Origin of the sequence: Tenacibaculum sp. MEBiC06402 (assembly GCF_049239625.1) — a bacterium.
Classification (GTDB): Bacteria; Bacteroidota; Bacteroidia; order Flavobacteriales; family Flavobacteriaceae; genus Polaribacter.
Map to the genome: position 1 here is coordinate 200,977 of NZ_JBMKKT010000097.1, position 12,250 is coordinate 213,226.

Annotated in this window: 9 protein-coding genes; 3 read left to right on the forward strand and 6 right to left on the reverse strand. The window is 33.0% G+C overall.

Features of this window, described 5'->3' with window-relative positions; all coding sequences use genetic code 11:
- Positions 1–236: 236 nt before the first annotated feature.
- Positions 237–3,092, reverse strand: coding sequence for an aminomethyl-transferring glycine dehydrogenase (gcvP, locus tag ACOSP6_RS10710; RefSeq protein ID WP_422093426.1), 2,856 nt, complete (start codon positions 3,090–3,092; stop codon positions 237–239).
- Positions 3,093–3,213: 121 nt separating this feature from the next.
- Here gcvP and ACOSP6_RS10715 point away from each other — a divergent pair, with 121 nt between their 5' ends.
- On the forward strand, positions 3,214–4,026 hold the full coding sequence (locus ACOSP6_RS10715; RefSeq protein WP_422093425.1) for a hypothetical protein: 813 nt from the start codon (positions 3,214–3,216) through the stop codon (positions 4,024–4,026).
- 68 nt (positions 4,027–4,094) lie between these two features.
- Here ACOSP6_RS10715 and ACOSP6_RS10720 read toward each other — a convergent pair whose 3' ends face one another.
- Both ACOSP6_RS10720 and ACOSP6_RS10725 read right to left on the reverse strand, forming a co-directional pair.
- Positions 4,095–4,796, reverse strand: coding sequence for a hypothetical protein (locus ACOSP6_RS10720; protein ID WP_422093424.1), 702 nt, complete (start codon positions 4,794–4,796; stop codon positions 4,095–4,097).
- Between the two features lie 484 nt (positions 4,797–5,280).
- Entirely contained in the window at positions 5,281–6,024 is a 744-nt protein-coding gene (locus ACOSP6_RS10725; protein WP_422093423.1) for a hypothetical protein, read from the reverse strand.
- Positions 6,025–6,184: 160 nt separating this feature from the next.
- Between ACOSP6_RS10725 and yaaA the strand changes: the two genes are divergently transcribed.
- Positions 6,185–6,943, forward strand: a complete 759-nt coding sequence (gene yaaA, locus ACOSP6_RS10730; RefSeq protein ID WP_422093422.1) for a peroxide stress protein YaaA — start codon at positions 6,185–6,187, stop codon at positions 6,941–6,943.
- Between the two features lie 10 nt (positions 6,944–6,953).
- On the opposite strand, the gene ACOSP6_RS10735 is transcribed toward yaaA, so the two are convergent.
- Both ACOSP6_RS10735 and ACOSP6_RS10740 read right to left on the reverse strand, forming a co-directional pair.
- On the reverse strand, positions 6,954–8,381 hold the full coding sequence (locus tag ACOSP6_RS10735) for an L-serine ammonia-lyase (RefSeq protein ID WP_422093421.1): 1,428 nt from the start codon (positions 8,379–8,381) through the stop codon (positions 6,954–6,956).
- Positions 8,382–8,468: 87 nt separating this feature from the next.
- Positions 8,469–8,810, reverse strand: a complete 342-nt coding sequence (locus ACOSP6_RS10740) for a DUF2853 family protein (protein WP_422093420.1) — start codon at positions 8,808–8,810, stop codon at positions 8,469–8,471.
- 217 nt (positions 8,811–9,027) lie between these two features.
- Between ACOSP6_RS10740 and ACOSP6_RS10745 the strand changes: the two genes are divergently transcribed.
- Entirely contained in the window at positions 9,028–10,386 is a 1,359-nt protein-coding gene (locus ACOSP6_RS10745) for a tetratricopeptide repeat protein (RefSeq protein WP_422093419.1), read from the forward strand.
- A gap of 32 nt (positions 10,387–10,418) precedes the next feature.
- Here the strand turns inward: ACOSP6_RS10745 and ACOSP6_RS10750 are convergent, their stop codons facing one another.
- Complete coding sequence (locus ACOSP6_RS10750) at positions 10,419–12,152, reverse strand: sodium:solute symporter family protein (RefSeq protein ID WP_422093418.1); 1,734 nt, start codon at positions 12,150–12,152, stop codon at positions 10,419–10,421.
- Positions 12,153–12,250 lie beyond the last annotated feature (98 nt).

Below are 12,250 nucleotides of genomic sequence, written 5' to 3' on the forward strand. Positions count from 1 at the left end.
ATTAGTCAAAATATTTTACTACTAGAGTAGTAAATAATATTGCTTTTTCACTAATGAGAGGTGAATAAGTATCTACAGTTTTAATGCTAGCTATAAGTAGGGGTTTAACTAGTATTAATTTTTCTCATACATTAGTTTTTAACCGCGGTCATCTTTGATAACCGCGGTTTTTAGTTAAAAAAAAGACTTAAAGATTTGTGTCTTTAAGTCTTTATAATTTTAACTATTTATATGTATTAAGCTTCGGCTTCCATATAGTCCTCGATAGGATTACAAGAACATATTAAATTTCTGTCACCATAAGCATCATCAACTCTTCTAACTGATGGCCAGAATTTATTTTCTGCAATATATTCCAATGGGAACGCAGCTTCTTTTCTTGAATAAGGTAAGTCCCAAGTATCCGAAGTTAACATTTCCTGTGTATGTGGAGCGTTTTTAAGAACGTTGTTAGGGTTTTCTTTAGTTGCTTCTTCTATTTCTTTACGAATAGAAATTAATGCATCACAAAAACGATCTAATTCAGCGATACTTTCACTTTCAGTTGGTTCAACCATAATTGTTCCTGCAACAGGGAAAGATACGGTAGGAGCGTGGAATCCATAATCCATTAATCTTTTTGCGATATCTACAACTTCAATTCCTTTTTGTTTGAACTCGCGACAGTCTAAAATCATTTCGTGAGCTGCTCGACCCATTTCTCCGGTGTAAAGTGTGCTAAAGTGACCGTGTAAACGCTCTTTCATATAATTGGCATTTAAAATAGCTACTTTAGTTGAATCTGTTAAACCTTTTGAGCCTAACATAGTGATATAACCGTAAGAGATTAAACATGCTAAAGCTGATCCCCAAGGAGCCGCAGAAATAGATGTAATAGGATTGTCTCCTCCAGTTGGAATTAATGGGTTTGTAGGTAAAAATGGAACAAGTTGTGGAGCAACACAAATTGGTCCAACTCCTGGTCCACCACCTCCATGAGGAATAGCGAATGTTTTATGTAAGTTTAAGTGGCAAACATCAGCACCAATGGTAGCAGGATTTGTTAATCCAACTTGAGCATTCATGTTTGCACCGTCCATATATACTTGTCCGCCGTTATCGTGAATAATTTGAGTAATTTCTTGAATAGCTTTCTCAAATACTCCGTGAGTAGAAGGATAAGTTACCATTAAAGCAGCTAAATTATCTTTATGCAATTCAGCTTTTGCTTTTAAATCTTCTACATCAATGTTACCTTTTTCGTCAGTTTTAGTAACCACTACTTTCATTCCAGCCATTACTGCTGAAGCAGGATTTGTTCCGTGCGCAGAAGATGGAATTAAACAGATGTTTCTATGAGAATCTCCGTTTGCTAAGTGATATGCTCTAATTACCATTAATCCGGCAAATTCACCTTGCGCTCCAGAGTTTGGTTGTAAAGACGTTGCAGCGAAACCTGTAACCACATTTAATTGATGCTCAAGATTCTTTAATACAGTTTGGTATCCCTCAGCTTGATTTAACGGCACAAATGGGTGAATATTTCCCCATTGTGGGTTACTTAAAGGAAGCATTTCAGATGCAGCATTTAATTTCATTGTACAAGATCCTAAAGAAATCATAGAATGATTTAATGCTAAATCTTTACGTTCTAATTTTTTAATATAACGCATCATGTCAGTTTCTGAATGATACGAGTTGAAAATTTCATTATCTAAGAATGAAGTGTTTCTTTTTACATTTTCTTCAATTACTTCTTTACTTGTAAACTCCGTAATTGTAATGTCTTGAATGTTGAAAGCTTGTTCGAAGCAATCAACAATGGCATTAATTTCTTTTAATCCTACAGTTTCATTTAAAGAAATTGAAACATGATTTTTATCAACATAATTGAAGTTAATTCCGTTTCCTTCAGCAACAGCTTTAAGTTTTTCTGATTCAACTTCAACTAAAATAGTATCAAAGTATGAGCTGTTTTTTTGTTTGAAACCTAATCTTTCAAGAGCTGCAGTTAGCGTAGTCGTAGCGTTATGAACTCTATTTGCTATATATTGAATTCCTTCTTTCCCGTGATAAACAGCATACATACCAGCCATAACTGCTAATAAAACTTGCGCTGTACAAATGTTTGAGGTAGCTCTTTCTCTTTTGATATGCTGCTCACGAGTTTGAAGTGCCATTCGTAATGCTCTTTTTTCGCTAGCATCTTTTGTTACTCCAATGATTCTTCCAGGAATACTTCTCTTGTACGCTTCTTTTGTTGCGAAGTAACCTGCGTGAGGTCCTCCATATCCTAAAGGAATTCCAAAACGTTGCGTAGTTCCAACAACTACATCAACACCAAATTCTCCAGGAGCTTTCAAGATAGCGAGAGATAAAATATCAGCAGCAACAGCTACTTTAATATCATTTGCATTAGCCGAGGTAACGAAATCAGCATAATCATAAACTTGTCCGTACTTCCCTGGGTACTGTAAAATTGCTCCAAAATAATCATCAGCAAAATCGAACTTCGTATGATCACCAACTATTAATTCAATACCAATTGGAATTGCACGAGTTTGTAGCACTGATAAAGTTTGTGGTAAAATTTCTTCTGAAACGAAGAATTTATTAGCTCCTGCTTTTTTCTTTGCGCGCTCTCTTACATCAAATAATAAAGCCATAGCTTCGGCAGCAGCAGTCCCTTCATCAAGTAATGAGGCGTTCGCTAATTCCATTCCTGTTAAATCACAAACCATGGTTTGATAATTCAATAGTGCTTCTAAACGACCCTGAGCGATTTCCGCCTGATAAGGTGTGTAAGCTGTATACCAACCTGGGTTTTCTAGAATATTTCGTTGAATTACACTTGGAAGAATAGCTTCATGATATCCTAAACCAATATAACTTTTGAAGACTTTGTTTTTTGCTCCTAACTCATTAATGTGATTTAAATATTCATACTCGCTTAAAGCTTTAGGTAAATCCAGCTCATCTTTCAAGCGAATGTCGTCTGGAATTGTCTCATAAATTAATTGATCCAAACTGTCTACTCCAACAGTTTTTAACATAGCTTCTTGTTCTTTAGCTCTAGGACCAATATGACGTAGTTGAAACGAATTTGTATTCATTTATTGTGTTGTTGTATTTTGGATAGCAAAAATAACTAAAACTTAAGGATTTTGTAACAAGGAGAATCCTAAATTATTAACTGTTTATAATGGTTATAAACAATTGAATTACCTTTGTAATGTGAAAGTTTTTAAATCTGTTTTTGAGTTTTATTTAAACTCTAGTATTCATGTGGCTTTAGCGGTTTATAGTTTAGTTAGAATTACAGAATTGTATTTTGATTTTTCTTACAATGAGCCTCTGAATTATTTCATTTTTTATGGAACAATTACTGGTTATAATTTTGTTAAATATGCTGGTATCGCTGGATTACACCATTTGAGTTTGACTAAAAACCTCAGGTTAATTCAATTGTTTTCGCTATGTGCTTTTTTGTTAATGATTTACTATGGGGCTCAATTAAGTCTAGAGACACTTTCTTTATTTATTCCTTTTGGTTTACTAACACTGTTTTATGCGGTTCCTTTATTTGATAGGTTTTCTATAAACTTAAGAAGTATTGCCTCTTTAAAAATCATAATTATCGCCCTAGTTTGGGCTGGAGTTACTTTTTTAGTTCCGGTGTTGAATAAGGGTGAGATTAATTATACGTGTGCTTTAGGTTTTATACAGCGTTTCTTTTTTGTTATTGTTTTGACTCTTCCTTTTGATATTAGAGATTTACGATTTGATAAAAAAAGATTACAAACTATACCTCAACTTATTGGTGTTGAGAGAACAAAGAAAATGGGTTTTGTATTACTTGCTTTTACTATGGTGATTGAGTTTTTAATTACTCCAAACCGCTCTTTTAAATTTGTGTATTTAATGATTTTTATGTGCGTTTTATTTTTATTACAGAGAGCAGGCAGAAAACAACCAAAGTATTATGCTTCTTTCTTGGTGGAGGCTGTACCTATTTTTTGGTGGATATCTTTAGAGATTATGAAATAAAAAAAGGCTTTGTAAAAAAGCCTTTTTTTTTAATATTTTTCACTGAAACAAGTGAAAATATGAAATAATTATTCTGTATTTCCACCACCACCTCCGCAAAACGAAGTATACATAGCCCAACTTTTTCCTTCGAAACCAGTTCCTGCACCCCAAGCTGTTTCTGTTCTTGAGCAGTCGTTACTGTCATCGCTTCCAGGTTTAGTTTTTCCACCTTTACCTTTCGAGTTAGAGCCTCGAGCAGATCCGCCAGGTAAAGTTCCGATAGGTCCTCCAGGTAATGGCCCAGTAGGTGAATCTGAACATACGCTAGTAACAACAGCATGAGTTGCAATAGCAAAACAATTAACTCCTGTTAAATCAGAAATTGGAATAGTGTAAGAAAATTCATTAACTCCATCATGCTCTCCTTTGTAAGGAAATTTACCGATTTTAGGGTTTCCTTTTCTAGTAACTGGAATTAAATCTTTATCACCCGCATACAAGTGAGTCTCATTTAAAACCCAGCTACTATTAGTTGAATAGGTGATAACTAAATTTGATCCGTCAACTGCAAGTGTAACTGTTCCAGCAACATGATGTTGACCAGCCATTAAGTCAGTCTCGAAAATAACTTGTGCACTTGATCTTGATGAAGTGTTTGAAATCTTTTCAATTGATTTGAAAAAGGCATTTTCCGTTGTTTCTTGGTTTTCAACGATTTCTTCATTGTTATTACAACTAACAAAGGTAATTAGCGATAATAACATAAAAACGTAAATTGTTCCCCTCATAATTTTTGTTTTTAGGATTATTAAATTATTGAAGGCAAATATAGACTTTTTTTTACAATACATATTTTTTTGGTAATCTTTATGTATTCATTATTAATTACTTAAACCGTTTTAAGGTTTCGTAAAACTATTGTGATTTTATTGTGCTAAATTTAAAATTTAATGAAAATTATTATTTCTCCAGCAAAGTCGCTAGATTTTGAAACACAAGCAAAAGTAAAGGAATTCACATAGCCAAGTTTTTAATTACCTAAAACTCTAAATTTAAATTTGTTTTCTTGATGGTTTTTATAGCGTTACTATTTTTTTGCAAAGATCTAAAAGAAAACAATCTAAATACTAGGCTTCTTTTTGGGTAGAGACCCTTCCAGTTTTTGTTGGGTATCCTTAGAATTTATAAAATAAAAAAAGGCTTTTAAAAGCCTTTTTTTATTTTATAAATAAGTTTATTAAGTCTTATTGACTTAATAAAAACTCTTAAAAATTATTTACTACCTCCAAAAGGGTTGTTTACACCTTCACCAGAAGAGCTGCCTCCAACTCCACCGCAGTAAGTAGTATACATTGCCCAACTATTACCATCAAATTCAGTTCCAGCGCCCCAAGCAGTTTCAGTTCTTGAACAATCGTCGCTGTCATTACTTTGAGGTTTAGTTTTTCCACCTTTACTCTTAGAGCTAGTACTTTTAGCAGAGCCACCAGGTAAACCTCCAATAGGTCCATCAGGTAAAGGTCCGGTAGGTGAACCTGAACATACTTTAGTTACAACGGCGTGTGCTGCTACAGTTAAACAATTGACTCCATTTAGTGAAGACATTGGGATAGTATAAGTAAATTCGTTAGCTCCATCATGTTCAGTTTTATAAGGGAATTTACCAATTTTAGGATTCCCCTTTTTTGTTAAAGGAACTAAATCCTTATCACCAACATATAAATGAGTTTCGTTTAATGCCCAACTACTGTTAGTAGTATATGTAACAACTAAATTTGATATGCCAAATGCAACTGTAACTGTTCCAGCTACTTCGTGTTGCCCGGCCATTAAATCATTAACGAAGAAAAACTGACCAGCGACAGATTTTGATGCATAGCTAGAGTTTTTTTCTAATGATTGAAAAAAGGAGCTTTCTAAAGTTTCATTATTTTCTTCAACAAGATTCTCATTATCATCACACCCAACAAAGGTTAATAATAAGAATGACATAAAAATGTAAACTGTTTTTTTCATTTTTATCGCTTTTAAGGATTATTAAATTATAGATCGTAAATATATACTTTTTTATTTCTGGATTACTATACATGTGTTTATATGTTCATTTTTAACGTGTTAGGTTATTTCGTTGTTTGGTAAAACTATTGTAATTTTATACTTTTAAAATTAGTATTTAATGAAGATTATTATTTCCCCAGCAAAGTCGCTCGATTTTGAAACACCGGCTAAAGTAAAAGACTACACACAACCTCGATTTCTAGATCAATCTGAAAAATTGAATAAAAAGTTAAAGACTTTATCTCGGAAAAAGTTGTCGGATTTAATGAAAATCTCAGATGATTTAGCTTCTTTAAATTACGAGCGAAATCAAAGTTGGGTTTTACCATTTGATTCTGATAATGCAAAACAAGCTATATATAGTTTTACCGGGGAGGTTTTTAGAGGTATTGATGTTATGAGTTTAGAAGAGGATAAAATTGAGCAACTACAAAATAAGCTTAGAATTTTATCTGGTTTATACGGGTTGTTAAAACCTTTAGATTTAATTCAACCTTACCGATTAGAGATGGGAACAAAATTAAAAGTAGGGAGAAAAGAAAATTTATATCAGTTTTGGGGTAACTCCTTAGCCGAATCTTTAAACGATGAATTAGAGGAAGACGAATTGTTAATCAATCTTGCTAGTACGGAGTATTTTAAAGCTATTCCTAAAAAAGTACTTAAGGTTCCAATGATCACTCCAGTTTTTAAAGATTTCAAAAATGGAAAATATAAAACCATTATGACCTTTGCAAAAAAAGCTAGAGGTTTGATGGTACGATATATTGTAAATAATCATGTCGAAACCATAGAGCAATTAAAAGGCTTTGATACTGAAGGGTACCGATTTTCAGAAGAAATGTCTACGGAATACGATTTGGTTTTTACAAGATAGTACAGTAGGATTAGCAATCTGCTAGTCCTACAGTTATTGCAAGTCCACCTTCAGAGGTTTCTTTGTAGTTTCTATTCATGTCTTTGGCAGTAGCCCACATAGTATCTATTACCTTATCCAGTGGAACTACAGCATCACCAGGGTCTCTCTCAAGTGCTAGTTCAGCTGCATTAATAGCTTTTATGGCTCCCATAGCGTTTCTTTCTATACAAGGTATTTGGACCAGCCCTCCAATTGGATCGCAAGTCAAACCTAAATGGTGCTCCATAGCTATTTCAGAGGCTTCTAAACATTGAGCCGGTGTTCCTCCGAGCAATTCTGTTAATGCCGCAGCGGCCATAGCTGAGGAAACTCCGATTTCAGCTTGACAACCACCCATTGCAGCTGAAATAGTAGCATTCTTTTTAAATAAGCTTCCAATTTCACCAGCTGTTAGCAAAAACTTTCTAACATGTTCTATAGTTGCATCGTGGTTTTCAATTACCATATAATACATTAATACAGCAGGAATTACTCCTGCACTTCCGTTAGTAGGAGCCGTAACAACTCTACCTAAAGAAGCATTTACTTCGTTTACAGCCAAAGCAAAACAGCTAACCCATTTTAAGATTTCTCTAAATTTAACTTCGGTTTTTCTGATAGCGCTTATCCAATCATTAATTCCATGATATTCAGTGTCTTTTATTAACTTCTGGTGTGTAGCAAAAGCTCTTCTCTTTACATTTAATCCTCCAGGTAATATTCCTTCTGTATGACAACCAATATACATGCATTCAAGCATGGTGCTCCAAATATTGTCTAATTCGTTATTTATCTCATCATGTGCCTTGAGAACTTTTTCATTCTCTAGAACAATCTCAGAAATTGCTTTATCTTCATTCTTACAATACCCATCTAAATCAACAGCTCTGTTAATAGGATAAGGGAAATGATGCTCAGGTAGGTTTTCAAATAAATTATTTTCTTCTTCTTCTTGAATTACAAATCCACCACCAATAGAGTAATATGTTTCAGTTGAAACTTCGTTTCCGTTTTTTTCATAACCTCTAAAAGTAAGTCCATTGGCGTGATAAGGTAAGAATTCACGATTAAATACTATTGAATCCATCGCAAAGTCTAGTTCTTTAGCACCATTAAAATATAATTTGTTATGGAGTTTTATAGAATCGATATTCGCAGTAATCTCATCTATTGGGATAAACTCAGGGTCTTTGCCACTTAGACCGAGTGCTACCGCTAAATCTGTGGCATGTCCTTTACCTGTTAAAGATAAAGAGCCATATAAGTCAACTTTAATAGAGCTAACACTATTAAATAAGTCATTAGATTCTAATTTTTGAATCCAATTTTGAGCAGCTCTCCAAGGTCCTAATGTATGAGAACTAGATGGACCTACCCCAATCTTTAACATGTCAAAGACACTGATAAATTGATGCATAAAGTAAGTTATAGTTGTTTGTTATAACAAAAATAAAAAACCTGCATTGAAAACAATGCAGGTTTCGAAAAATTATTTAGACAGAAATTACTTTCCGTAAACAGACTCTTTACCGAACTTTTTAGCTAAAAGGTAGTAAACAACTGCACGATATTTATTTCTTTCAGACTTGCCAATCTTTTCAATTACATCAGCGATACCTTCATCTAATTTTGGACCGTCAGATAAGCCTAACTTTTTGATTAAGAAGTTTTTCTTTACAGTTTCAAGCTCTTTTGGGTCTGAACCTGATACAGTCTCGGCATCTTTTTTATAAATAGAAGGGCCTAAACCTTTGGTAACGGCTGACAATAAATCTGCATCAAAACTTAATCCTTTGTCGTTCATAAATTTCTTATACAGTTCTACTTTTTCGTCGAATTTGCTCATGATTTTTATTATTTAGTTAATTCGTATTTCAACTCTATCCAAATATAGAAAAATAATTAAGGATTTCAAATTGAATACAAACAAATACTTCTGAATGATTTAGTTATATTTCAAATGGTTGTATTTGTTAATTAATTTGTTGAAAACTAAAACATATTAATGTTAATAAAAGTACTTCTTGTAGTAGATTTATGTAAGAAATTCAAATCTACATCTTATGTCTTTATCAAAGTTTGAATCGATGTTAAAAACTAATGATGTATATTTTTTTGATGCTACTGAATTTGAAGATATTATTCAGCATTATTTAAATATAGGGAAACATGCATTAGCAAAAAAAGCTATTCAATTAGGGTTAGGTCAGCATCCGCACTCAATTGCTTTAAAATTATTGAAAATTGAAGTCTTTATTTTTGAAGATGATTTTGAGTCTGCGGTAGCGTTAATTAATGAAATTGAAGCTGTAGAGCCTAATAATGACGAATTATTCATTCAGAAGGCTGTAATTCTTTCCAAATACAAAAAACACACTGAGGCGATTGAAGTATTAAAAAAGTCGTTGGATTATGTCGAGGATCCAGTAGATGTTTGGGCTATGATTGGTATGGAATATTTGTATCTAGATGATTACGATAATGCTCGTTTAAATTTTGCTAAGTGTATTGATGTGGATTACGAAGATTATTCCTCGTTATACAACATAGTTTATTGTTTTGAAATGCAAGAAGATTTCGAACAATCAATTAAGTTTTTAAAAAAATATATTGATAAAAATCCTTACAGCGAAGTCGCATGGCATCAATTAGGAAAGCAATATTTTGAAGTTCAAGATTATGAAAATGCAATCAAAGCTTTTGATTACGCTGTTATAATTGATGAGAGTTTTATTGGAGGTTATTTGGAGAAGGCGAAATCTTTAGAGCAATTGGGTTTTTTTGAAGAAGCTATAGAGAATTACTTGATTACCTTAGAGCTTGACGATCCAACCGCTTATGCTTATGTAAGAATAGGTGAGTGCTATGAAAAATTAGAAGCTCCTGGGACAGCTATTGAATATTATAAAAAGGCAGTATACGAAGATCCTTTATTAGATAAAGCTTGGTTATTATTAACAGATTTATATTACGAAGCAGATAATTTCCATAAAGCATTGTATTACATAAATAAAGCTTTGCAAATCGATGATACAAACATAATGTATTGGAGGAAGTATGCAAATATTAATACTAAGCTTAACTTTTATGAAGAGACAATCAAGGCTTTTCAGATGTGCATTGAGTTAGGAGATATTGATATAGAGGTTTATATTGCTTTAGCTGATGTTTTAATTTATCAAGGTAATTTTAAGGAGGCTTTAGAGATATTAATTAGTGCAAAAAATATTTACAAAGAGTTTGCTGAATTAGAATATAGGCTTTTTGGATTGTTTATGATTGAAGATAAAGAAGAATATGCTTACATGCATTTAAAAAATGCTTTAAGTATTGACTGTGAAGGGTTTTCTGTTATCAACGAATTGTTTCCGGCGATATCAGAAAAAGAAAATGTTCGTCAAATAGTTTCTCAATTCTCTTAAAGGTTTTACCTTAGTTTTGTTTTAAATCTTTATTATTCCAAAAGTTTTCTTTTCCATAATTGTTGAATGATAATTGTACAAATAACAGCGACAAAAGATAAAATTGAAGCTTTCGTAATGTTTCCGTAAATCCAATTTCCTGTTGCGAATAAAAAACAATAAATTCCAATTGTTCCTGTACAGAACGCTGCTATTTTACTTCCAATATTCTTAAACTTATCTTCAGAATCAAAAATCAAATCGTTAAATGTTTTTAGGGTTTCTTTTGAGCTAGGTTTTGTTAGTAATGTAACAATAATCCAACCAAAGGTGGTAATGCTAACTCCTAAAACTAATTGCATATATCCAGGAATATCAATTAATGGTTGTTCTAACTTTCCGTTAATAAAAAAGAAAATTGCAATGACAAAAGAAATTGCCATAGCTGCAATTTCACTATAAGGGTTTATTCTGTGCCAAAACCATCTCAAGATAAAAAGCAAGCCTGTTCCTGCACCAATTTGAAGCAATAAATCAAAAACATCTTTTGCTGATTGAAGGTAAAAAGAGAATAAAGCAGCGCACAGCATTAACAAAGCAGTAGTAACTCTTCCAATAACTACTTTTTGCTTTTCCGAAGCGTTTGTGTTTATAAATCGAGCATAAAAATCATTGACAACATACGAACTTCCCCAATTTAATTGAGTTGAAATAGTACTCATAAACGCAGCAATTAAAGAGGTTAATACAATTCCAAGCAATCCTGCTGGTAAATAAGTCATCATTGCAGCGTAGGCAACATCTTCTCCCTGCATTTCTTTGGTTAAGTTAGGAAACGTTTGGTTGATACTTTCTAAATCAGGAAATAAAACTAAGGAAGCTAATCCCACAACAATCCATGGCCAAGGGCGCAATGCATAATGAGCAAAGTTAAAAAATAGCGTTGCCCAAGTAGCATTTTTTTCGTCTTTAGCAGCTAACATTCTTTGCGCTATATATCCACCGCCTCCTGGTTCTGCTCCGGGGTACCAAGTGCTCCACCATTGTACCGCAAATGGAATTATAAATAAGGTGATTAAACTATCAGTGTCAGAAAAATCAGGAAGAATATTTAGTTTACTTGATACTGTTGATTGAGATAGAAGAGTGTCTATTCCTCCAATTTCGGGAATGTTAACGATGTAAATTGTAGCCCAAACAGAGCCAATCATGGCAATAATAAATTGAACAAAATCTGTAAGCAGTACTCCTTTTAATCCACCTAAAGATGAATAAATAACAACTATTATTGATGAGTAAATTAACATCTCAGCTTGACCGATACCTAAAAGAATTGCAGCGATTTTAGCGCCAGCTAAGCAAACACCCGCCATGGTAATAATGTTAAATATTACACCAAGATAAATAGCTCTAAAACCTCTAAGGAATCCAGCAGTTTTTCCTGAATAGCGTAACTCATAAAATTCTAGATCAGTAGTAATTCCCGATTTGCGCCATAATTTTGCATAAAAAAATACGGTAAGCATTCCCGTTAATAGCATTGCCCACCAAACCCAGTTTCCTGAAACACCATTTTTGCGAACTAATTCGGTAACTAGTCCTGGTGTATCAGCGGCAAAAGTTGTTGCAACCATCGAAACTCCAAGTAACCACCAAGGCATGTTTCTTCCTGAAAGAAAAAATTCAGAACTGTTTTTACCTGCTGACTTCGATGCTCTGATTCCAATCAGTAAAGAAATGATAAAAAATACTGCAATTATAGTGTAATCAAGAAGAGTAAGTTTCATAATTTTGGTTTAAATGCTAATGTAATTAAATAATTTAAAAAGCATTTAAAAACATGGAAAATCGAAAACGATTTCGCATTTTTATCAATGAATATTGT

Bases quoted from the DNA above. Each gene is read 5' to 3' on its own strand.
- ACOSP6_RS10745 (WP_422093419.1), top strand. From the start codon at position 9,028: ATGTCTTTATCAAAGTTTGAATCGATGTTAAAAACTAATGATGTATAT.
- ACOSP6_RS10750 (WP_422093418.1), bottom strand. From the start codon at position 12,152: ATGAAACTTACTCTTCTTGATTACACTATAATTGCAGTATTTTTTATC.
- yaaA (WP_422093422.1), top strand. From the start codon at position 6,185: ATGAAGATTATTATTTCCCCAGCAAAGTCGCTCGATTTTGAAACACCG.
- ACOSP6_RS10740 (WP_422093420.1), bottom strand. From the start codon at position 8,810: ATGAGCAAATTCGACGAAAAAGTAGAACTGTATAAGAAATTTATGAAC.
- ACOSP6_RS10725 (WP_422093423.1), bottom strand. From the start codon at position 6,024: ATGAAAAAAACAGTTTACATTTTTATGTCATTCTTATTATTAACCTTT.
- gcvP (WP_422093426.1), bottom strand. From the start codon at position 3,092: ATGAATACAAATTCGTTTCAACTACGTCATATTGGTCCTAGAGCTAAA.
- ACOSP6_RS10720 (WP_422093424.1), bottom strand. From the start codon at position 4,796: ATGAGGGGAACAATTTACGTTTTTATGTTATTATCGCTAATTACCTTT.
- ACOSP6_RS10735 (WP_422093421.1), bottom strand. From the start codon at position 8,381: ATGCATCAATTTATCAGTGTCTTTGACATGTTAAAGATTGGGGTAGGT.